At 58.3% G+C, this 20,997-nt stretch carries 18 protein-coding genes; 3 read left to right on the top strand and 15 right to left on the bottom strand.

Going from position 1 to position 20,997, the window contains the following annotated elements:
• Positions 1–9: 9 nt before the first annotated feature.
• The 5 genes from pdhA to CRO62_RS24510 form a co-directional block, all read right to left on the bottom strand.
• Positions 10–1,053: a pyruvate dehydrogenase (acetyl-transferring) E1 component subunit alpha gene (pdhA, locus tag CRO62_RS24530; RefSeq protein WP_097102442.1), complete on the bottom strand. Its 1,044-nt coding sequence runs from the start codon at positions 1,051–1,053 to the stop codon at positions 10–12.
• Positions 1,054–1,206: 153 nt separating this feature from the next.
• Positions 1,207–1,524, bottom strand: a complete 318-nt coding sequence (locus CRO62_RS24525) for an FtsB family cell division protein (protein ID WP_003512872.1) — start codon at positions 1,522–1,524, stop codon at positions 1,207–1,209.
• Positions 1,525–1,860: 336 nt separating this feature from the next.
• Positions 1,861–3,135 carry a phosphopyruvate hydratase gene (gene eno / locus CRO62_RS24520; protein WP_003512870.1) on the bottom strand — a complete coding sequence of 425 codons (1,275 nt, stop codon included), beginning with the start codon at positions 3,133–3,135 and terminating at the stop codon, positions 1,861–1,863.
• A 147-nt stretch (positions 3,136–3,282) separates the two neighbouring features.
• Positions 3,283–4,128, bottom strand: a complete 846-nt coding sequence (gene kdsA, locus CRO62_RS24515) for a 3-deoxy-8-phosphooctulonate synthase (RefSeq protein ID WP_097102440.1) — start codon at positions 4,126–4,128, stop codon at positions 3,283–3,285.
• Positions 4,128–5,009 carry a VOC family protein gene (locus CRO62_RS24510; RefSeq protein WP_097102438.1) on the bottom strand — a complete coding sequence of 294 codons (882 nt, stop codon included), beginning with the start codon at positions 5,007–5,009 and terminating at the stop codon, positions 4,128–4,130. Before CRO62_RS24510 ends, kdsA begins: the two co-directional genes overlap by 1 nt.
• A 210-nt stretch (positions 5,010–5,219) precedes the next feature.
• Here CRO62_RS24510 and lexA point away from each other — a divergent pair, with 210 nt between their 5' ends.
• Both lexA and CRO62_RS24500 read left to right on the top strand, forming a co-directional pair.
• Positions 5,220–5,942, top strand: coding sequence for a transcriptional repressor LexA (lexA, locus tag CRO62_RS24505; RefSeq protein ID WP_003512859.1), 723 nt, complete (start codon positions 5,220–5,222; stop codon positions 5,940–5,942).
• Between the two features lie 440 nt (positions 5,943–6,382).
• Positions 6,383–7,063 carry a glutathione S-transferase family protein gene (locus CRO62_RS24500; RefSeq protein WP_097102435.1) on the top strand — a complete coding sequence of 227 codons (681 nt, stop codon included), beginning with the start codon at positions 6,383–6,385 and terminating at the stop codon, positions 7,061–7,063.
• Between the two features lie 19 nt (positions 7,064–7,082).
• On the opposite strand, the gene CRO62_RS24495 is transcribed toward CRO62_RS24500, so the two are convergent.
• Positions 7,083–9,518 carry a ComEC/Rec2 family competence protein gene (locus tag CRO62_RS24495; protein ID WP_097102433.1) on the bottom strand — a complete coding sequence of 812 codons (2,436 nt, stop codon included), beginning with the start codon at positions 9,516–9,518 and terminating at the stop codon, positions 7,083–7,085.
• Between the two features lie 306 nt (positions 9,519–9,824).
• Here CRO62_RS24495 and gltA point away from each other — a divergent pair, with 306 nt between their 5' ends.
• Positions 9,825–11,114, top strand: a complete 1,290-nt coding sequence (gene gltA / locus CRO62_RS24490) for a citrate synthase (RefSeq protein WP_003496202.1) — start codon at positions 9,825–9,827, stop codon at positions 11,112–11,114.
• A 130-nt stretch (positions 11,115–11,244) separates the two neighbouring features.
• Here gltA and lpxB read toward each other — a convergent pair whose 3' ends face one another.
• The 9 genes from lpxB to CRO62_RS24445 all read right to left on the bottom strand — a co-directional run bounded on the left by lpxB (position 11,245) and on the right by CRO62_RS24445 (position 20,967).
• Positions 11,245–12,426 (bottom strand): lipid-A-disaccharide synthase, encoded by a 1,182-nt coding sequence (gene lpxB / locus CRO62_RS24485; protein ID WP_097102431.1) that lies wholly within the window; start codon positions 12,424–12,426, stop codon positions 11,245–11,247.
• Positions 12,423–13,304, bottom strand: a complete 882-nt coding sequence (locus CRO62_RS24480; RefSeq protein ID WP_065661058.1) for an LpxI family protein — start codon at positions 13,302–13,304, stop codon at positions 12,423–12,425. The genes lpxB and CRO62_RS24480 overlap by 4 nt, the downstream gene beginning before the upstream one ends.
• Before the next feature lie 3 nt (positions 13,305–13,307).
• The gene (gene lpxA / locus CRO62_RS24475) at positions 13,308–14,123 is read right to left on the bottom strand and encodes an acyl-ACP--UDP-N-acetylglucosamine O-acyltransferase (RefSeq protein WP_097102430.1); all 816 of its coding nucleotides are present in this window, start codon (positions 14,121–14,123) and stop codon (positions 13,308–13,310) included.
• Positions 14,120–14,587 (bottom strand): 3-hydroxyacyl-ACP dehydratase FabZ, encoded by a 468-nt coding sequence (fabZ, locus tag CRO62_RS24470; RefSeq protein ID WP_003512853.1) that lies wholly within the window; start codon positions 14,585–14,587, stop codon positions 14,120–14,122. The genes lpxA and fabZ overlap by 4 nt, the downstream gene beginning before the upstream one ends.
• On the bottom strand, positions 14,580–15,647 hold the full coding sequence (lpxD, locus tag CRO62_RS24465; RefSeq protein WP_003512851.1) for a UDP-3-O-(3-hydroxymyristoyl)glucosamine N-acyltransferase: 1,068 nt from the start codon (positions 15,645–15,647) through the stop codon (positions 14,580–14,582). Before lpxD ends, fabZ begins: the two co-directional genes overlap by 8 nt.
• 49 nt (positions 15,648–15,696) lie before the next feature.
• The gene (gene bamA, locus CRO62_RS24460; protein ID WP_097102428.1) at positions 15,697–18,021 is read right to left on the bottom strand and encodes an outer membrane protein assembly factor BamA; all 2,325 of its coding nucleotides are present in this window, start codon (positions 18,019–18,021) and stop codon (positions 15,697–15,699) included.
• 199 nt (positions 18,022–18,220) lie between these two features.
• Positions 18,221–19,342, bottom strand: a complete 1,122-nt coding sequence (gene rseP / locus CRO62_RS24455) for an RIP metalloprotease RseP (RefSeq protein ID WP_179784662.1) — start codon at positions 19,340–19,342, stop codon at positions 18,221–18,223.
• Positions 19,343–19,390: 48 nt separating this feature from the next.
• Positions 19,391–20,224 carry a phosphatidate cytidylyltransferase gene (locus CRO62_RS24450; RefSeq protein ID WP_097102424.1) on the bottom strand — a complete coding sequence of 278 codons (834 nt, stop codon included), beginning with the start codon at positions 20,222–20,224 and terminating at the stop codon, positions 19,391–19,393.
• A complete protein-coding gene (locus CRO62_RS24445) occupies positions 20,224–20,967 on the bottom strand; it encodes an isoprenyl transferase (protein WP_097102422.1) in 744 nt (247 codons plus the stop codon). Before CRO62_RS24445 ends, CRO62_RS24450 begins: the two co-directional genes overlap by 1 nt.
• Positions 20,968–20,997 lie beyond the last annotated feature (30 nt).

Below are 20,997 nucleotides of genomic sequence, written 5' to 3'. Positions count from 1 at the left end.
CTTTCCCGATCAGAGCAGAATGTCGGTGTAGAGCTCGGATACATCCGGCTCTGGGTCGTTCTGGGCGAAGTCTGCGCTATCGGCGACGATATCACGGACATCCTTGTCGATGGCCTTGAGTTCGTCTTCGCTTGCCCAGCCCTGCTCCAGAAGCCGTGCCTTGACCTGCTCAATCGGGTCATGTTCGGAGCGCATCTTCTGCACTTCGTCTTTCGAACGGTATTTAGCCGGGTCGGACATGGAGTGACCACGATAACGGTAGGTCAGCATTTCCAGAATGATCGGACCCTTGCCGGAGCGGCAATGTTCCAGCGCCTGATCGGCGGCGGCCTTTACGGCGCGCACATCCATGCCATCCACCTGGATGCCGGGAATGCCGAAGGACTGGCCGCGCAGCGAATAGTTCGACTGGGCGGTGGCGCGGGCGGTCGAGGTGCCCATGGCGTAACGGTTGTTTTCAACGATATAGATGATCGGCAGTTTCCAGAGAGCTGCCATGTTGAAGCTCTCGTAGACCTGGCCCTGGTTGGCGGCGCCGTCACCGAAATAGGTCACGGAGACATTGTCGTTGCCGCGATAGCGGTTGGCGAAGGCGAGACCGGTTCCAAGCGAAACCTGCGCACCGACGATGCCGTGGCCGCCGTAGAAATGTTTCTCCTTGGAGAACATGTGCATCGAGCCGCCCTTGCCTTTCGACAGGCCGCTCTTGCGGCCGGTCAATTCGGCCATGACGCCACGCGCGCTCATGCCCAGAGCCAGCATATGGCCGTGGTCACGGTAAGCGGTGATGACCTGATCACCTTCCTTCTGCGACATCTGCATGCCGACAACAACGGCTTCCTGACCGATGTAGAGGTGACAGAAACCACCGATGAAGCCCATGCCGTAAAGCTGGCCGGCCTTTTCCTCGAAGCGACGGATGAGAAGCATCTCACGATAGGCGTGAAGCTCTTCTTCCTTCGAAAAGTCCGGGCTGTTCTTACCGGTGAATTCGCCTGCAGCCTTTGCCGTTGTCTTTCGGCCGGATACGGACGCGGTTTTTCGCGGCGCCATTCATCCCTCCCTGAGTTGCCGTTTGAATGGATAGATTGGCGCGTACCATATGCAAGAAAATGCTATGCAGCAATGCTTTAAACGCATGGCACATATTCACGCTAAAGTGCTGTGAATAAATCACAAATCATTAATTAACTTGATTTCGGTTAATTAGAAATAGGTATTCATGATGACAATTTCGTCCGTACGGGACATATTCAGCTGATAACGGGAAATCTCGTCAATCATGTCACGCTCGAGAGAACCGTCGCTCAACAATTCGACCTGCCGCTCCAGCGCAACGCGCGCCTGCGTCAGCTTGGCAAGCTCTGCCGTTCTGGCAATACGCTGCCGCTCCAGCCGCTCCGTCGCCTGAAGGCCGAAGTCGCCGTGGATGGAATGATACCCGAAATAGGAAAGAAAAGCGATCGTGATGGCCGGAACGATCAAACGGCCGAATCGTCTCTTTTTATGATGTCTGGTCCACATGCCGGAGAGAAGCCTTAAAACGCATAATGTGAGTCTCGAGACTAATGCGGATTGTTTAACTATCCGTTGACCTTAAATTCCGCGCGGCTGATAGACGCAAAAAAGCCCGCCAGAGGCGGGCTAATAATGACGACGATATCAGAGAGAGTTCGTCATGCCGGGCTTGATCCGGCATCAAGCCACAGCGCGTCTTCGCCGTGGAAAGCGTCCTTTCAACCCAGGGACCTGGGCTGACTGAACCCCGGATCAACTCAGGAGTGAGCAGTGCGGATAAACCGCTCATCCCTGAGACTGGCCCGCCAGGCGGCGGGCAATATCGCGAAACCCGAACGCGAATTATCCGCGCAGGATCGAACGGCCGGCGTAAGCAGCCTGTGGGCCCAGCATCTCTTCAATGCGGATAAGCTGGTTGTACTTTGCGAGCCGGTCGGAACGGGCAAGCGAACCGGTCTTGATCTGACCGCAGTTGGTTGCAACAGCGAGATCGGCGATGGTGGAATCTTCCGTTTCGCCCGAACGGTGCGACATGACGGCGGTGTAACCTGCCTTGTGCGCCGTTTCGACTGCGTCCAGCGTCTCGGAAAGCGAACCGATCTGGTTGACCTTGACGAGGATGGAGTTGGCGACACCCATCTTGATACCGTCGCGAAGGCGGGCAGAGTTGGTGACGAAAAGATCGTCGCCCACCAGCTGGCACTTGTTGCCAATGAGATCGGTCAGCGCCTTCCAGCCATCCCAGTCGTCTTCAGCCATGCCGTCTTCGACGGAGATGATCGGATATTTCGCCACGAGCTCGGCCAGGTATTCGGCCTGCTCGATCGGCGAACGGGTCTTGCCTTCGCCTTCATAAACGTAATTGCCGTTCTTGAAGAATTCGGTCGCGGCACAGTCGAGACCGATGAACATGTCGTCGCCCGGACGGTAGCCAGCCTTTTCGATCGACTTCATGATGAAATCGAGTGCTGCCGGCGCGCTTTCGAGACCCGGTGCAAAACCGCCCTCATCGCCGACATTGGTGTTGTGGCCCTGTGCGGACAGTTCTTTTTTCAGCGTATGGAAGACTTCGGAGCCCATGCGCACGGCTTCGCGAATATTTTCTGCGCCGACCGGCAGGATCATGAATTCCTGGAAGTCGATGGGGTTATCGGCATGCGCGCCGCCGTTGATGATGTTCATCATCGGAACCGGCAGCAGATGCGCGTTCGGGCCGCCGACATAACGGTAAAGCGGCAGGCCGGAGGCTTCAGCGGCAGCCTTCGCAACGGCGAGCGACACGCCGAGGATGGCGTTGGCGCCGATGCGCGACTTGTTCGGCGTGCCGTCGAGCGCGATCATCATCTGGTCGATCTGGATCTGGTTTTCAGCGTCGAAACCGCCGATGGCGTCGAAGATTTCCGTATTGACGGCTTCGACCGCCTTTTCCACGCCCTTGCCGAGATAACGCTTGCCGCCATCGCGCAGCTCAACCGCCTCATGCGCGCCGGTGGAGGCGCCGGAGGGAACGGCGGCACGGCCCATGGAGCCGTCTTCGAGATAAACGTCGACTTCAACGGTCGGATTGCCGCGGCTGTCGAGGATTTCGCGCGCGATGATATCGGTAATGGCAGTCATGGTCTCTCCCTTGGGAATGGAACAGATATTTTCCGTCGCCTGTCTTAGACGATGGCGAAGAAATTACAATGACGGTGGGCAGCGGAAACGGCCCGCCCGCCATTAAAATCGATTGGCACAAAAGTGCCCGCCGTAACGGTCAGCCGATCAGGCTTTCGTAATCGCGTCGAAAGCCAGAAGCTTTTCGAGCAGTTTCGGCATGTCCTTCAGGTGGACCATGTTAGGGCCGTCTGACGGCGCATTGTCCGGATCCTCATGGGTCTCGATGAAGAGGCCAGCCACGCCAACCGCAACGGCCGCACGCGCCAACGTCTCGACGAATTCGCGCTGGCCACCTGTGGAGCCGCCCTGCCCGCCCGGCTGCTGCACCGAATGGGTGGCGTCGAACACGACAGGTGCGCCGAGCGCTGCCATGATCGGCAACGAGCGCATGTCGGAAACCAGCGTGTTGTAACCGAAGGACGCGCCGCGCTCGCACAACATCACATTCGGATTGCCGCTCTCATTGAGCTTGGCAAGCACGTTCTTCATGTCCCAGGGCGCCAGAAACTGGCCTTTCTTGACGTTGATGACGCGGCCGGTTTTGGCGGCGGCAACGAGAAGATCGGTCTGGCGGCTGAGGAACGCCGGAATCTGCAGCACGTCCACCACCTCGGAAACGATGGCGCATTGCTCTTCCGTGTGGATGTCGGTCAGAACAGGAAAACCGAATTCCTTCTTGAGATCGGCAAAAACCTGCATCGCATTATCCAGGCCGATGCCGCGTTTGCCGGAAAGCGAAGTGCGGTTCGCCTTGTCGAAAGAAGACTTGTAGACAAGCCCTATTCCAAGCTTGTCGCAAAGCTCCTTCAGGACGCCAGCGATCATGAAGGAATGTTCGCGGCTTTCCATCTGGCAGGGGCCGGCAATCAGCGAAAACCGCTCGGTATTCGAGAAGGAAACCTTGCTGGCGCCGTCGCCGGCAGTGACTTTAAGATTGTTCGTAACGCTCATCATTTTTCCTCGAAGGCGAAGGCAACACCCTGACCGGGTGCTGCGGGCACCACCAGACGGCCGTCCGCTTTTGCGCAGGACACGCCATTAGCAGCAAGCACCGCTTCTGTCACGGCAAGATCGTGTGACGAAAAGACGATGCCCGCGCCACGCAATCCGCCTTCGTTGCCATCGTGAGCACTCAGGGCCTGCCCGCCGAAAGCCGGTTTTCCGGTCAATCTGATGCTGGCATTGCCGGTCGAGAAAACCATATCACCGCCCGGAGACCATTTGCCTTCACAGCCAAACACTGTCTCGATCAGGCCCGCCACCTTCACATCGCCGCCGGAAAACAGGACGATTTCACTGAGGCCGGTGACACCATTGGCGTGGCGCTCCAGCATGGTGCGATCGCCCGGCAGGGCTTGAAGCCGCTGACAACTGAACAGAAAGAAATCCGCGACCGCCCCGCTTGCCGCAAAAGCCAGCCGGAACGCCGCCTCGCCTTGCGAGCCATCCGGCATCCGAACAGGCCGCGAAAACTCGAAAACATCGCCCGCCCAAAGACCGGCTGCCCGAAACCGCTCATGGTCAACCAAGGCGTCTTCAGTCCTGGCGACAAGAGCCGAAAAACCCTCCTGCCCGTCCCGTTGCCGGAAGGCCACATCCCTGCCGGTAAACACATCACCCCTCTCTATCGAGGCATTATATTTAGCCGGATCAGCAATTGCGAGCGGCTCCAGATAGGTGCCATCGGCGAAAAATACGCAGGCATTTTGGGTGCCGAAAGGATGCAGAGCCTCCGGCGCAACCGTAAAGCCAAGACTGACGAGGCGCTTCACGGCGACGCCTATGACTTCCACGGGCAAAACGAGATGGTCAACGCTATAGGGTTTCGTCATGACATGTATTCTGCTGGCCTTCCGCCCGGGGCATGCCGGGACGGTTTCGACCGCACAAAAGCACAATTGCGTGCTATGAGGCAAATCATCACAGCAACAGATGGCACCTTCACGAAATTTTAGGGGATTGCAGAACACATATGGAACATATAGTGTTCGTTCTGTATTTGTTTCGCGACTTCCACTACGATTCTAAAGGGTGTTTTCCTCATGCTCACGCGCAAACAGCAGGAATTGCTTCTCTTCATTCATGAACGAATGAAAGAGTCCGGCGTGCCGCCCTCCTTCGATGAAATGAAGGACGCACTCGATCTTGCTTCGAAATCCGGCATCCACCGCCTGATAACCGCTCTCGAAGAGCGCGGGTTCATTCGTCGGCTACCGAATAGGGCTCGGGCACTGGAAGTCATCAAGCTGCCCGAGGCTTATACGCCGGGCGCAAGGCCGCAGCGCGGCTTTTCGCCAAGCGTTATCGAAGGCAGCCTTGGCAAGCCCAAGACGCCGGAACCGGCCCCTGCGCCCAAGACGCCGGCCAATGATCTGGGCGGGGCTGTCACCGTACCGGTCATGGGCCGCATCGCTGCGGGCGTGCCGATTTCCGCCATTCAGAACAACACCCATGATGTGGCCGTGCCAGTAGACATGCTTGGCACGGGCGAACATTACGCTCTTGAGGTCAAGGGTGATTCGATGATTGAGGCCGGCATTTTCGACGGCGACACAGTCATCATCCGCAACGGCAACACCGCCAATCCCGGGGATATCGTTGTGGCTCTGGTGGATGACGAGGAAGCCACGCTGAAGCGCTTCCGCCGCAAGGGAGCCTCCATTGCGCTCGAGGCGGCAAACCCAGCCTATGAGACCCGTATCTTCGGGCCGGACCGGGTGAAAATTCAGGGCAAGCTGGTGGGGCTGATCCGCCGCTACCATTGATCTTATCGAACCGAACGTATTCACTTTACAATAGGCGTCATCGTGAAGATGGCGCCTATATTTGGTTTGGCTGTTTCCAAACGTGGCGTGCTTTTGCGGGTGCACGAGGATATGCGCCATTCAGCCTATGCGCGTTGCCCTTTCTAAACTGAGCTCCTGCTCCATAAAGATGCTTCGGTTTCGCTACAGGCGTGGCGGCGAGTGGTCCGCTCGCCTTAGTTGTCGAAACGATCCCATCCGCTGTTTTTTAGCGACGTTGTTCTGTCGTGTTGCGCAGTCAGTTCTTACTGGTCACCAAAGGGTGACTTATCGCGAGGCGCGCTCTCAGCGACCCCACATCACCATCCATCAACGGCGTTTATGGGAGCCATGGATAATTTTCGATATTCCATGAACGCTTGGCAGGTGTAGAAATGCGCGTCATATCCGGGAGATACGCCATGTACGATCTTTATATAGCCAACAAGAACTATTCTTCATGGTCGCTGCGGCCGTGGGTATTGATGCGCACGCTCGGTATCGCCTTTGATGAAAAGCTCATTCCGTTCGGCGAAGGCGTCTCCTTTTCCTCCTTTTCGCCGACGGGCAAGGTGCCCTGCCTGGTCGACGAGGGTATGACGGTTTGGGAAACGCTTTCGATCGTCGAATATCTTGCCGAAAGACACCAGGGCGTCTGGGCAAGCGACAAGCATGCGAGGGCCTGGTCGCGTTCGGCCGCAAGTGAGATGCATGCCGGCTTTTCCTCGCTGCGCAATCTCTATCCCATGTCGGTGGGCATTCGGGTCAAACCCAGGGGTGGCGATGCCGGGCTTAAGGCCGATATAAAGCGGATCGATGCGTTGTGGAGCGAGGGTCTCACGAAATTCGGCGGGCCGTATCTTGCCGGTCAAAAGTTCACGGCGGTCGATGCTTTCTTCTGCCCGGTTGCATTCCGTTTCCAGACCTATGGCAGCGCGGATCTTTCGCCAGCAGCGAAAGCCTATTGCGACCGGCTGCTAGCCCTGCCTGCCATGCAAGAATGGTACGAGGCCGGTTTGAAGGAGAGCTGGCGCGACGCTGGTCATGAAGAGGAAGTTGGCGAGATCGGCGAATTGACTGAAGATCTGCGCGCAACGGCCTGATGTTCTACGTTGGCGGCGGTCATTGCGACGCCGCCAGCAGCCGGATGATGGGCTGCGGCAGATCACGGTCGAAACGTCCGCTCTTCCAGTCGTAATAACGGTGCTGGCTCCAGGGCCTATCCGTTCCGGCGATTGCGGCGCGCAGCCCGCTCGCCACACCCTCCTCCCTCTTGTTGGCAAAATCTATTTCCACAGAACCGAGACGCCGCAAGATGTCACGGCTGAGCAGGAGTGCACCCGAGCGGCACTGCGAAAAAGAGGTTCTGCGGGAAACAACGACGATATCGGCAATATCGCAGGCTTTTCCGGCGAAGCGGCCATCTTCCAGAACGACGATCCACTCTCCGCTTGCGGCGCTCGCTACGCACCATATGTCTTTCCTGCAGGTGAAGACGCCAGCTTCGGCGTCTTTGAGCGCCGCCGTCATCTCGCGCACCACCACAGCCATGTCTTCCGGTGATAGTTTCGATCTCAAGTCAGAACCAGCAGTATTTGCCGTGCTCTCACCATTTATGAAACCCGGCGGCACGGTTTTTTCCGGCAGCAGCAGCGCCCTTTGCCACTGGCCGTAAACGAAGCCCTGCGGACGGGCTTTTGTGGTGGAGACCTTGCCGTCCTCCAGGAGTGCCACCAATTCACCGTCCTCGTGAATCAATAGATCCGGCAGATCACGATAGGCCGTAACTGCCGACACGCCGAAGGCGAAGAGCAGAAACGGGATGCCAAGAAGTGCAAGCCGGCTGCGCAGCAATGTCAGCAGCAGGAAACCCACCGAAGCCAAACCGATAAACCAGCCATGCGGACGCCCAGTCGCTGCGCTGCCGCCCCAGGAGGCCACCTCGTTTGCGACCTCGATGACGAGTGCCATGCCATAACCCATGATCTTCAGGAACAGCGCATCGAGCCCGAAGGGCATCAGCAGCATGGCGAGAAGAGCGAATGGCATGACGATCAGCGACATGAGCGGCATCGCAGCCAGATTGGCGAACAGTCCATAGGTGGTGACACGGTGAAAATGTTCGGCCGAATAGATCGCCGTCGAAAGGCCCCCGATTAGCGACGTCGTGACAACGCCGCCAATGACCGCGCCCATCATTTCCGCTACCTTCAGCCATGCGGGCTTGCGCCCGATGAACAGCCGCTCGCGATCCGTGCGCCAACGGCTCCAGAAGGCATAGGCCGAAACAAGCGCTATGGTAGCCGCAAATGACATCTGAAAACTCGGGCCCATGATTTCCGAGGGCGAGAAAACCAGAATGATCAGGGCGGAAATGGCAACGTTTCTGAGGCTGAGTGATGGTTGATCGAAAAGGACCGCAATCAGCATCACAGACATCATTAGCCAGGCACGCTCGGCGGAAACGGCAAAACCGGAAATCAGATAATAGGCGAGCGTCATCAGCAGTGCCGCGAAAGCCGCGATCTTCTTGACCGGCCAGCGCTGCGCAAAGGCGGGAAACAGGCTGAAGGCCAGTCTCAGGCCAACAAAGAATATGCCGGAGGCCAGTGCCATGTTGAGCCCGGATATGGCAACGATATGGGCAAGGCCGGAGAGCCGCAACGCCTCCATCGTCTCCGCCGATATAGCCTGTCTCTCATCGGTGATGATGGAGGCGGCGAAGGCTCCGGCATCACCGCCGATGGTGGTGCGGATGCGTTCGGCAATTGCGCTGCGAAGGCCGTAAAGCCGCATATCGGCCCATTCCAACCAACCCTTGTCAGGCCTTGCGTCACCAACAGGTGACACTAGCGTTTGCGGTGATTTATAAAAGAAACCGGTCGCGCCTATGCCTCTGAAATAGGACGTGAAGGCGAAGTCGTTCAGTCCCGGCAAGGCGGGGCCGGATGGCGGCGAGAGGCGGACCTTGCCGCGAAGGGTGGCGCCGATTGCGATCGGCTCGCCTCCGCCACGCGAAAGCACCGATATCCTCTGCGGCGGACGCGACAATGTCGGGTCCGCTGTTGCGGTCAGATCGACGACATATCGCCAGTAGCCGCGTGCATCGACCTCCCGGCGCGCCACGGTGCCGGTGATGGTGGTTGTGACGGGGGTATCCAGCACCACGGTCCCTGCCAGTCGGGTTTCGAAATCGGCCAGAAGCATGCCGAGCAATAGAAAAGCGAAAGGGCCGCAAACCGCCGCCGCAATGCCAGCTTTATATCTCACAAAGAGCGCCAGAACGGCGACAAAAAGAAATGTAGCAATCAAAACGACCGGGGAAGGCGTGGCATCTAGAGAAAACCAGAGTACCGCGCCGCAGCCGATAGAGACGGGAATGAAAAGAAAATCGTGGCCGAATGCGCGCTCCTCGGCCAGACATGTGGCGATTTTTTCCGCCACGGTAGTGTTGCGGTTAATGTCGGGAATAATGGCGGGGGTGTCATATGTTGCCGCATCACTGCTTCGGCGGAGAGGAAACAGAATTTCGCGCGTGCCGGGCATGTCTCCCTGCATCGTTTTAGCATATCCGAAATGCTGTTTTTCCCCTTGACCGAGCAATCCCCACCGCCCCTTGCCGCACCAAAAACAGGTTTGCAGACCAGCGCTGGGGATTGCAATCCTTTACTTTAACGATGCGTTGACCGAGATTGAATTGCTGCTGCCGGGAAAGCCTGAAGCAACGCGATTGCGTTTGCCGCAATGCACAATTTGACCTTTGGATAGCTTGGCATCGGCGCAAGGATCATATAGCTAATCGGTAGACGCTTAACCGCGGGGCGTATCTCAACGCCCCCACCCGCATGTTTTCGGAGGATCAGTATGACGGAAAAAAGCGCTACAGTGACACTTGGCGAAAAACAGGTCGAACTCCCGGTCAGGGAAGGCACGATTGGACCAAGCGTCGTCGATATCGCCACGCTGTACAAGCACACGGGCTCCTTCACCTACGACCCCGGCTTCACCTCGACAGCCTCCTGCGAATCCAAGATCACCTATATCGATGGTGACGAAGGCGTTCTCCTGCACCGCGGCTTCCCCATCGAGCAGCTTGCCGAACAGGGCGACTTCCTGGAAACCTGCTATCTGCTGCTTTACGGCGAATTGCCGACGGCTGCGCAGAAGAAGGACTTCGACACCCGCGTAACGCGCCACACCATGGTGCATGAGCAGATGAGCCGCTTCTTCACCGGCTACCGTCGCGACGCACATCCGATGGCCGTCATGTGCGGCACGGTCGGCGCTCTCTCGGCCTTCTATCACGACTCGACGGATATTACGGATCCGCACCAGCGCATGGTCGCTTCGCTGCGGATGATCGCGAAAATGCCGACGATCGCCGCCATGGCCTACAAGTACCATATCGGCCAGCCCTTCGTTTACCCGAAGAACGACCTCGATTACGCTTCCAACTTCCTGCACATGTGCTTTGCCGTGCCTTGCGAAGAGTACAAGGTCGATCCGGTTCTGGCTCGCGCCATGGACCGCATCTTCATCCTGCATGCGGATCACGAGCAGAACGCTTCCACCTCCACGGTGCGTCTTGCCGGTTCGTCGGGTGCAAACCCGTTCGCCTGTATTGCAGCGGGCATCGCCTGCCTCTGGGGTCCGGCACATGGCGGCGCCAACGAAGCGGCGCTCAACATGCTCAACGAAATCGGCACGGTTGACCGCATTCCGGAATATATTGCCCGCGCCAAGGACAAGAACGATCCGTTCCGCTTGATGGGCTTTGGCCACCGCGTGTACAAGAACTACGACCCGCGCGCCAAGATCATGCAGAAGACGATGTACGAAGTGCTGGAAGCCACAGGCAACTCCGATGATCCGATCATGCAGGTCGCGCTCGAACTTGAAAAGATCGCTCTTTCCGATCCTTATTTCGTCGAGAAGAAGCTGTACCCGAACGTCGACTTCTATTCGGGTATCACGCTGAAGGCGCTTGGCTTCCCAACGACCATGTTTACCGTGCTGTTCGCACTGGCCCGCACCGTCGGCTGGATCGCGCAGTGGAACGAAATGATCGAGGATCCGCAGCAGCGCATCGGCCGTCCGCGTCAGCTCTACACGGGCGCCGGCAAGCGTGACTACGTTCCGGTTTCCAAGCGTTAAGCCGGGAAACCAACCAATATAAAAAAGCCGGCGGGTTTTATCCGCCGGCTTTTTTGTTGGATATGATCATCGAGAAGAATAGCGAAACCTGCCCTGCCGACCCTAAGAAGCAGACAGGATCGCTGCCGGTTCAGCCTTGCTGCTTGCGGCTGTTCAGCACATCGAGAAGGATAAGGGCGCCGGTTTCGCCAGGAGGCACTTCGGTGTGCAAACGCTCCTGCACCAGAGCATAGCCTTCCAGCATCGCCCGCCGTTCGGTGGTGTCGGATGAGAGCCGCTCGGCCCAGCGCAGCATCGACCCTGCCCGTACCACCTCGTTGAAATATTCCGGCACCACGACATAGTCGGCAATCAGGTTCGGAAGCGCACCTGTCCAGGTTTTCACCCGCTTGCTCAGAATCGTGAAAATCCAGTCGGTCTTGTAGACCGATATGGTTGGTACGCCGACGAGCGCGAGTTCGAGAATAACGGTGCCTGAGGCGGCAATCGCCGCATCGGCGCGCGCAAATGCATTCCACTTGAAGGCGGGATCGATGCCGATTTCAGGCCTGATATCCTGCGGCCATGTTGCTGCCAGTTCGCGGATGCGGTTTTCTTGGCGCGGCACTGTCGGCAGCAGAAACTTCGTCGGGCCGTTGCGCTCGACATAGGCTTTTGCGGCCTCCTGAAACGGCTCCATCAACCGGGTCGTTTCGGTGGAACGTGACCCCGGCAGGAGCAGAATGGTTTTCGGTTCGCCATTGGCAGGCAGGGGCCGCTCAGCCCGCCTCTGCCGCACGGAGAGCACATCTTGATCGACGCTGAGGCGATGGCCGACAAAGGTTGTCGGCGGGCCGCCGAGACGCCGCATCGCCTCCGGCTCGAATGGAAGCAGGGCCAGAACGTGATCGACATAGGACAACATCGCAGTGGCGCGATATTCCTTCCACGCCCAGACGCTGGGGCAGACATAATTGACGACCGGCAGATGCGGCAATTGTTTGCGGACTTTTTTCGCAACACGATGGGTGAAATCCGGGCTGTCGATGATCAGCAGAATATCCGGCTTGGCGACAATGATTGCCTGCGCAGTCTGGTTGATCCGCGAAATCAGCTTCGGCAGCTTCTTCAGAACCTGCGTGAAGCCCATGATGGAGAGTTCGGAATAATCGAACAGCGAAACCAGCCCCTGTGCCTCCAGAGCCTCACCGCCGACGCCCATCAGCTCTATAGAACCCGAGTAATGGCCTTTCAGGGACCGGATGAGATCGGCGCCCAGAAGATCGCCGGATACCTCGCCGGCTATAACCGCCACCTTCAATGTTGCCGTCATCCCACCATGTCTCCGCCCATCATGTCTTCACCGAGTGACGTATCAATACCGCAGACGAATATGCCGGCCTGATCTGCCGCCTTCAACATCTCATCTCGATCAAGTACCAGCGCGCGTCCGGCTTCAACGGCGATCCCCGCAAGCCCGGCTTTATGCGCGTTCTCCACCGTTTCCACGCCGATGGTCGGCAGGTCAGCGCGGATATCCTGCTGCGGTTTGCAGAGCTTCACCAAAACACCCTTTCGACGGGGCGAGATGCGGCCCTCGGCGCGCAATGCCGCAACACGCGCCAGCATCGCGTCTGTACCCTCCACGCCCTCCAGTGCAACGATACGGCCGCCAACGGCGACTGCGCCCTGCCCGACATCAAGCGTGCCGAGTGCCAGTGCGGCCTGCGCGGCCTTGCGTATGTCGCGCAGATCATCTTCAGCAGGTTTATGCGCACCGAAAGGGCCGGTCGTCGCAAGCAGACCGGGTGCGATCTCGTGGGCACCAATGACTTTTGCACCGAGCGTGCCGATGACCTTGATGACCATCTGCAAAACGGCGTCATCGCCGCTCGACAGCAGGGTGCGGACGATGGATGGCAGTTTCAGCAATATGCCGATCGTAGGACGAATTTCCCGCCATTCCGGGCGCCGCGCTACGGCGCCGGAAAGCACGACGCGGTCCACCTGGTTTTCGCGCAGCAGGCGACCGAGCCCGGCGACATCGCCGACGCTGATCACCGCATTGTCGAAACCGCTCCAGTCAAACTGGGAATCATCGCGCAGCTGTACAATGAAGGGGTTCTCCCCCATCTCGCGCGCGGCCGCCGCGACATGCAGCGGCAGCTGGCCGCTTCCGGCTACGATGGCGAGACGCCCGCCGCCTGTCACGGCTCACTTGCCACGGTTTGGCGAGGAAAGCGCGCGGTCGCTATCCGCACCGATGAAATCGAGGATTTCGATGACCTGGGGGCAATCGAGATATTCTGCGCGGTCAATCGCAGCCGCATTGCTGCGGATGGCGCCTTCGCCTTCGAATATCTGCTTGAAGACGCGCCTGACCTTGTGAATATCCGCGCGGTCGATACCGGAACGCGTCATGCCAACGACATTCAGCCCACCGAGAATGCCGGGATTACCGTTCAGCATGCCATAGGGAATGACGTCATAATTGACCGCCGACAACCCACCTATAAAGGCCTGACGACCGATTCGGGTGAACTGGTGCACGGCACAGCCGCCGCCCAGGATGGCGCGGTCCTCGATGGTGACATGTCCCGCCAGCATCACATTGTTCGACAGGATGATATGGCTGCCGAGGCGACAATCATGCGCTACGTGCGAATTGGCGAGGAACAGGTTGTCATCGCCGACAATCGTCTTGCCGCTGCCGTCGGAACTGCCCGCATTCATCGTCACGCCTTCGCGCATGATGCAGCGCGCACCGATCTCGAGCGTCGTTTCCGAGCCATCGTGGCGAATCGCCTGCGGTGTACCGCCAATAACGGCCATTGGATGGATGACCGAACCACGGCCAATGACGGTAAGACCGGAGACGACGGCGTGATTGTGCAGCGTTACCTCGTCTTGCAGCGTGACTTTCGCGCCGACATAGCTCTGGGCACAGATGACGACATTTTCACCGATTACCGCGCCGTCTTCGACAACAGCGGTCGGGTGAATTTTTGCCGAAGCCGCGATAGTGCTCATTGCTGGTCCTCGGGGATCATCATCGCGCCGACGTCAGCTTCCGCCACCAGCGCGCCTTCGACCTTGGCCTCGCAATGAAATTTGAAGACATTGCCTCGCTGGCGCTGCTTGACCACGTGAATTTCCAGACGATCGCCGGGAACGACGGGTCTGCGGAAGCGCGCATTGTCGATGGTCATGAAATAGACGAGATAACCGCCCTCACCCTGGCTGCGGGCGCAGATCGCACCTGCTGTCTGAGCCATGGCCTCGACGATCAAAACGCCCGGCATGATCGGGCGATCCGGGAAATGACCGGTGAAATGCGGTTCGTTGACCGTCACGTTCTTGATGCCAATCGCCGAATTATTACCATCGATCTCGATGATCTTGTCGATGAGCAAGAACGGGTAACGATGCGGCAAAAGCTTCATGACTTCCAGAATGTCAGCCGCGCCGAGCGTCGTCTTGGTTTCTTCAGCCATCGTTTTTTTCTCCTGTTTTTTTATCACGCCCTTCAGCGCGCGCCAGAATATCGGCCATGTCGCGCAGGAAATACTTCATCGGACGCGCTGGCGTCCCACCATAACGGGCGCCGGCCGGAACGTCGGCGACAACACCGCTCATCGCCGCAATCTGCACGCCGTCACCAATGGTGATATGGCCGTTGATACCCGCCGCGCCACCGATCATCACACCATCGCCGATGCGGGTGCTGCCCGCAATGCCGACCTTGCTGACGATGCCGCAATGGCGGCCGATGCGGACGTTGTGGCCAATCTGAACCTGATTGTCGATCTTGGTACCTTCGCCGATGACCGTATCGTCCATGGTGCCACGGTCGATCGTCGTATTGGCGCCGATCTCGACATTATCCTGAATGATAACCCGGCCGATCTGCACGATCTTCAGCATGCCGCGCGGACCGGGCGCATAACCGAACCCGTCCTGACCGATGCGTGCGCCGTTGTGAATAATCACATTGTTCCCGATGAGAGCGGCAAGAATGCTCGCGCCGCCGGCAATCGTGCAATCACGCCCCACCTGAACATCCGCGCCGATGATGACGCCAGGCCCGATCCGCGTACCGGCGCCGATATGGGCACCAGCGCCAATCACGGCAAGCGGCTCGACAATCACGCCAGCTTCCAGCTTTGCAGACGGATCGACATGCGCGGTATGGGAAACTTCAGCTTCCATCACGACAATCGTACCGGGACGCATCGCGGCGGGATGCAACAAGGCACCTACCTGCGCAAAAAGCGTGTGCGGGTTTTTCGATATCAGCGCCGGGATGTGAGATGGCAGCATATCCGCAAGTGCGGCGTCACAAATGACGGCGCCGGCCTCACAGGTCGGCAACTCATCGCGGTTCTTTCGCGAAAGAATATAGCAGAGCTGGTCGGGTTTTGCCCGGTAGACCGGCGCAACAGACCTGATGATCCGTTCTCCAGCCGCCTCATCAGACAGTTCCGCCCCAAAACGGTCTGCGATGTCTTTCAATCGCAGTCCCTCGTGGGGCGGAAAAAACGCGTTGTATTCCATTAGCCGGACACTCCAGAACGTTCAAAGTTGCAGTTCTGGACTGCCGATATCAGAAAGTGTTGGACATGCCAAACCGGAAACGCTGTTCCTCATCGTAGTCTTCCTTGGCGATCGGAACCGCGTAGTCGACGCGGATCGGGCCGAAGGGCGATGCCCACATCACGCCGATACCGGCGGATGCGCGGATGGAGTTGTCATCCTTCACGCCTGCGCTGTTGGCAACCTTGTTGCCGTACAGCGTACCGGCATCGACGAAACCAGCGAGACGGAGACCGAAATCTTCAGGAACACCAGGCATCGGAGCCGTGACTTCAGCAGAAGCCGCGAAGTAGGTCGTGCCGCCGATGGAGTCGGAACCGATACGTGGGCCAATACCATCGTTCTTGAAGCCGCGAACCTGACGACCGCCGAATTTGAACTGATCGAATACCAGCAGATTGTCGCCCGTCGGAACAACGTGACCCGCCTGACCGGTGAGCGAGCCGATAACATCGTACTCGTCCGAAAGCGTGTAGTAGAAGCGCGCCTTGGCGTAGATCTTGTAATATTCGGAATCGCCGCCGAGGCCTGCAAATTCGTTCGTCAAGGCAGCCTGCCAGCCTTCGCGCGGCATGTTGCGGTCGTCGAGCGTATTGTAGTTCAGCGTGTTCGAGATGATGGACTGCGTCCAGTCACCGCCACGGATCAGAGCCTTATAGGGTTCGGCAAGATTGCTGCCGGTTTCCCAATCGCCCTCACCGTCATAGTTGAGCTGCTTGTAGGTGTACTTGAACGTCGTCGAGAGGTTCTCGGTGATCGGCGCCGTCACGCGCAGTGCGAAGCCCTGCTCGTCGTAATCGTAATAGTCTTCGCTACGGCTCTGGCTCTTGAACAGGTCGAAACCTGCGGCCAGACGATAACCAAGGAAATACGGCTCGGTGAAGGACAGCGTGTAGCTGCGTGCATCGTCTTCACCCGCACCGGCGGCGAGACGAATGTACTGGCCACGACCGAGGAAGTTCTTCTCTTCGATCGATGCTTCAAGCAGCACACCATCGTTCTGCGAGTAACCCGCACCGATACCGAACGAACCTGTCGACTGATCTTCCACGTCGACAACGATGACGACGCGGTCAGGCGCGCTGCCGCCGGCAGTCGAGACATTGACCTTCGAGAAATAACCGAGCGCTTCAAGACGGCGCTTGGCAGCCGTAATGACCGTCTGGTTGAAAGCATCGCCTTCGGAAATATCGAACTCGCGGCGAATGACGTAGTCACGCGTACGCGTGTTGCCACGGATTTCGATACGCTCGACATAGGCGCGCTCGCCCTGATCGACGATATAGGTCACACCGATGGTGTTACCAGACATATCGCGGTCGCCGCGCGGCGTTACACGGGCGAAAGGATAACCCTCACCGGCAACGCGCTTGGAAATCGCTTCCATGCTCTGCTGGACTTCCTTGGCGCTGTAGCTTGCGCCCTGGCGGGTTTCCACGAGACCCTGAAGTTCGGAGCCGTCAACACCCGGAACAGTCGATTCGACTGCGACGTTGCCGAAGTCGTACTTCTTGCCTTCGTCGACCGTGATGGAGATGGTGTATTCGTTCTTGGACTCATCAAGCACCGCGTCGGACGACACGACCCGGAAGTCGGCATAACCACGGTTGTAGTAGAACTGGCGCAGCGCCTCTTCGTCGGCGCGCAGCTTGTCCTCGTTATAGACGTCCTTGCGTGTCAGGAACGACAGCATATTGGACTTCTTGGTATTGATGACAGCGGCCAGACGACCGTCGCTATAGGAATTGTTGCCGACAAAATCGATGCGGCCGATCTTCGTGCGCTCGCCTTCGTTAATGACGAAAGCGATGTTCACACGGCCCTGACCAACGGAAACGGTCTGGGTGGTGATCTCGACGTCGCTGCGGCCGATCGCGGAATAGGCTTCCTTGATGCGCGCGATATCGGCAGTGACGATTGCCTGATTGAACGGGCCGAGCGGCTGGGTCTGCACGACGCCAGCGAGCTTGTCGTCCTTGATCTTGCGGTTGCCGTTGAAAACCACCTGATTGACGAGCTGGTTTTCGTTGACCGTTACAACCAGCGTGCTGCCGGAAACGCGCATGGAGACATTCGAGAAGTAACCGGTGGCGTAAAGACGCTTCACCGATTCATCGATGTCTGAATTGGAAAAGTTCTTACCCGGCGCAATGGTAATGTTGGAGCGTACGGAGTCCGCACCGGATCTCTCAGCGCCGCGAACATCAATCTTGCTGATGACGGCTGCATTCGCAACACCAGCAGAGACAAGCACGCCGAGGCCCGCAACCGAAGAAACACCAGCAGACAGCGCAACCGCCGACACCGCGTTCAAAAATCTTGAACCAGCCTTCATTTCAATTCTTACCTTTTTACGTTGTCCCTCAGCGGGCGGAACCCGACTCCGGCCATGTGCGTCGTTTTACCTGCTTTTCCCCTACAAGCAAGTCAGAACGTTAAATTCTGTTTACTTCGTGATCCAGAGTGGCGCATTCGCCACTTCGGGATAAAAACAGGGTAAACAATCGACTAACAAAACCGTTAAAACACTATCCTCAGCCAATCAAGCTGCTGATATCATTCCATGTTGCAAAAACCATAAGACCCAAAATCATTGCCATGCCGATACGGAACGCAACCTCCTGCGCACCGGCGCCAAGCGGTCTGCCGCGGATGGCCTCGATTGCATAAAACACCAGATGTCCGCCGTCCAGAACCGGCACAGGCATCAGGTTCAAAAGACCGATCGATACGGAAAGAACCGCTGCAAGCTGGATGACGGCCGAAATACCGAGCGTCGCCATCTGGCCCGAAGCCTGTGCGACGCGGACGGGACCGCCCAGTTGATCGGCGTTCATGCGCCCGGTCACGAGGTTACCGATGTAGTTGAAAGTACCGGTGATGACGTGGCCCGTTTCACGCACGCCCTCAAGCAGCGCCTGCGACGGCGAATACTCGATGTGGCGGAAATTGCCGCTATTCTGGTCGGTGACAATGCCGATGATTCCCATTTCCAGCTTGTTGCCGAACTGGTCCGTGGTTTCGGTGCGGGTCGGAACCATCGGCAGCTTCAGCTCCTCGCCTGCCCTTTCGACGGTCACGGTGATCGGCGTACCTGGACGGATGCCGACATAACGGCGTACGTCCTCGAACGTCTTCACCTTTTCACCGTCGATCGCAACGAGGCGGTCACCGGGGTGCACTCCGGCGGCCGCAGCCGCGCTGTTTTCACGCACTTCCGCCACGACCGGATCGGCGATCATCCGGCCGTAGACACCGAACAGGACCGCGAAGATGAGAATGGCGAGAATGAAGTTGGCGATAGGTCCGGCGGCAACCGTCGCCGCCCTTTTCCACAGCTTAGCGCCGGAAAGCGTCTGCGCCCTCTCCTCAAGCGACATCTGCGTCAGGCCGGAACTATCCGGCTTGCTCGCCGCATCTTCGTCGCCGAAGAACTTGACATAGCCGCCGAGAGGAATTGCGGAAAGTTTCCATCGCGTGCCGCGCTTGTCGGTGAAACCGATCAGCTCCGGGCCAAAGCCGATGGAGAATGCGGTGGAGCGGATGCCGCACCAGCGACCGACAAGGTAATGCCCCATCTCATGGACGAAAACGAGCAGGGAAAGCACCAGGATGAAGGGCACGATATAGCCGGTCAGAAAACCCGTCGCCGCCATTATTGTGTTCATGACAATCTGCCCTTTATGTCGTGACCTTTGCGCCGCCTAGAAACCCGGCAATAGACCGCCGCCCGATCCGGGCACGTCTCCGGTTGCCGCCGCATGCACGAAAGCTATGAGGAATACCGTAAAGCAGGCGAAAACAAGACCGTCAACACGGTCCATGAAGCCGCCATGGCCCGGAATGAGATGGCTGGAATCCTTGACCTGGAAACGACGTTTCACGAAGGATTCGAAGAGATCGCCGATCTGGCTGAACACCGAGAGGACAAGCGCGAGCCCCAGCACCAGCAGGCTGATCCTGCCGTGATAGGCCATGGAGACCGCAGCGCCGCCGATCACCGCCGCCACAGCACCACCAATGGCGCCGGACCAGGTCTTGCCGGGCGAAATCGACGGCGCAAGTTTCGGCCCGCCAATGGCGCGTCCAACGAAATAGGCCAGGATATCCGTCGACCAGACGACGGCGAAAATGAACAGGATGGAAGCGAATCCGGCCAGTTCGTCACCGCGGATGGCAGCCAGCGATATGCCGCTCAGTCCAGCGTAAAAAATGCCGCCCACCAGCCACCAGTTCTTGCCGCGCAAAACCGGAAACAGCGCCGCAGTCAGCGTGAATCCGGATAAAAGCGGCAGATCGAGCGAAGGTTCGCCGAAAATCGTGTTGCCGGCGATGACGGCAACCGCAAACCAGCCCCAGGCATTGCCGGTGGAATTGGTTTCCGACATGCGGGTGATTGTCGCCCATTCATAATAGATGAGGATCGCCAGCAGACCGGCCACGATGCGGAACAGAATGCCGCCATACCAGGTCGCAGCCAAAATGACCGCCGCCATGACGATTGCGGATATGATCCGCAGTCTGAGTTCACGGCTCATCAGGCGCCTGCCACGGCAACCTGCTCGGCCAGAGCGCCAAAACGGCGATCACGCGTTGCATATTGCTCGATTGCGGAAAAAAATCGCTGCCGGTCGAAGTCGGGCCAATATTCGGGAACGAACAGGAACTCGGAATAGGCAGCCTGCCAGAGGAGGAAGTTCGACAGCCGTTCCTCGCCGCTGGTGCGGATGATCAGATCCGGATCCGGTATGCCTGATGTATCGAGTCTGGCCGAAATCATCTCCGGCGTGATCGATTCTGCATCCAGCCGGCCTTCGGCGACATCGCGGGCAATCGCCATTGTCGCGCGGGCAATCTCGTCGCGGCTGCCGTAATTGAAGGCAATCACCAGCGTCAGCCTGGTGTTATCAGCCGTCATGTGTTCCGCTTCCTCGAGAAGGCTGCGGATATCGTTTTTCAGCCCCTGCCGATCGCCGATGATGCGCACACGCACGTTTTCGCGGTGCAGTTCCGCAAGGTCGCGCCTAATGAAAGCCTTTAAGAGCCCCATCAGGTCGCTGACCTCGGATTCGGGCCTGCGCCAGTTTTCCGACGAGAACGCGAAAAGTGTGAGGTAGCGGACACCGCAGTCGCCGGCCGCGCGCACCGTTTCGCGCACAGCCTCGACCCCGCGGCGATGCCCCATCACGCGCGGAAGACCGCGCTGTTTTGCCCATCGCCCATTTCCATCCATGATGATGGCGACGTGCTCGGGTATTGAGGAACGTGTCGTCGTCGGCATATCGATCCAGTAACAGGCAGCGCGGAATTA

Source organism: Rhizobium sp. AN6A (assembly GCF_900215635.1).
Classification (GTDB): domain Bacteria; phylum Pseudomonadota; class Alphaproteobacteria; order Rhizobiales; family Rhizobiaceae; genus Agrobacterium; species Agrobacterium tumefaciens.
Note: the sequence above shows the minus strand (reverse complement) of the source record. Positions and strands in the feature narration are given on the sequence as shown.

Bases quoted from the DNA above. Each gene is read 5' to 3' on its own strand.
- bamA (WP_097102428.1), bottom strand. From the start codon at position 18,021: ATGAAGGCTGGTTCAAGATTTTTGAACGCGGTGTCGGCGGTTGCGCTG.
- lpxD (WP_003512851.1), bottom strand. From the start codon at position 15,647: ATGGAATACAACGCGTTTTTTCCGCCCCACGAGGGACTGCGATTGAAA.
- pdhA (WP_097102442.1), bottom strand. From the start codon at position 1,053: ATGGCGCCGCGAAAAACCGCGTCCGTATCCGGCCGAAAGACAACGGCA.
- fabZ (WP_003512853.1), bottom strand. From the start codon at position 14,587: ATGGCTGAAGAAACCAAGACGACGCTCGGCGCGGCTGACATTCTGGAA.
- CRO62_RS24510 (WP_097102438.1), bottom strand. From the start codon at position 5,009: ATGACGAAACCCTATAGCGTTGACCATCTCGTTTTGCCCGTGGAAGTC.
- CRO62_RS24495 (WP_097102433.1), bottom strand. From the start codon at position 9,518: ATGCAGGGAGACATGCCCGGCACGCGCGAAATTCTGTTTCCTCTCCGC.
- lexA (WP_003512859.1), top strand. From the start codon at position 5,220: ATGCTCACGCGCAAACAGCAGGAATTGCTTCTCTTCATTCATGAACGA.
- CRO62_RS24450 (WP_097102424.1), bottom strand. From the start codon at position 20,224: ATGAGCCGTGAACTCAGACTGCGGATCATATCCGCAATCGTCATGGCG.
- kdsA (WP_097102440.1), bottom strand. From the start codon at position 4,128: ATGAGCGTTACGAACAATCTTAAAGTCACTGCCGGCGACGGCGCCAGC.
- gltA (WP_003496202.1), top strand. From the start codon at position 9,825: ATGACGGAAAAAAGCGCTACAGTGACACTTGGCGAAAAACAGGTCGAA.
- CRO62_RS24445 (WP_097102422.1), bottom strand. From the start codon at position 20,967: ATGCCGACGACGACACGTTCCTCAATACCCGAGCACGTCGCCATCATC.
- lpxA (WP_097102430.1), bottom strand. From the start codon at position 14,123: ATGAGCACTATCGCGGCTTCGGCAAAAATTCACCCGACCGCTGTTGTC.
- eno (WP_003512870.1), bottom strand. From the start codon at position 3,135: ATGACTGCCATTACCGATATCATCGCGCGCGAAATCCTCGACAGCCGC.
- rseP (WP_179784662.1), bottom strand. From the start codon at position 19,342: ATGGCGGCGACGGGTTTTCTGACCGGCTATATCGTGCCCTTCATCCTG.
- CRO62_RS24525 (WP_003512872.1), bottom strand. From the start codon at position 1,524: ATGTGGACCAGACATCATAAAAAGAGACGATTCGGCCGTTTGATCGTT.
- CRO62_RS24500 (WP_097102435.1), top strand. From the start codon at position 6,383: ATGTACGATCTTTATATAGCCAACAAGAACTATTCTTCATGGTCGCTG.
- lpxB (WP_097102431.1), bottom strand. From the start codon at position 12,426: ATGACGGCAACATTGAAGGTGGCGGTTATAGCCGGCGAGGTATCCGGC.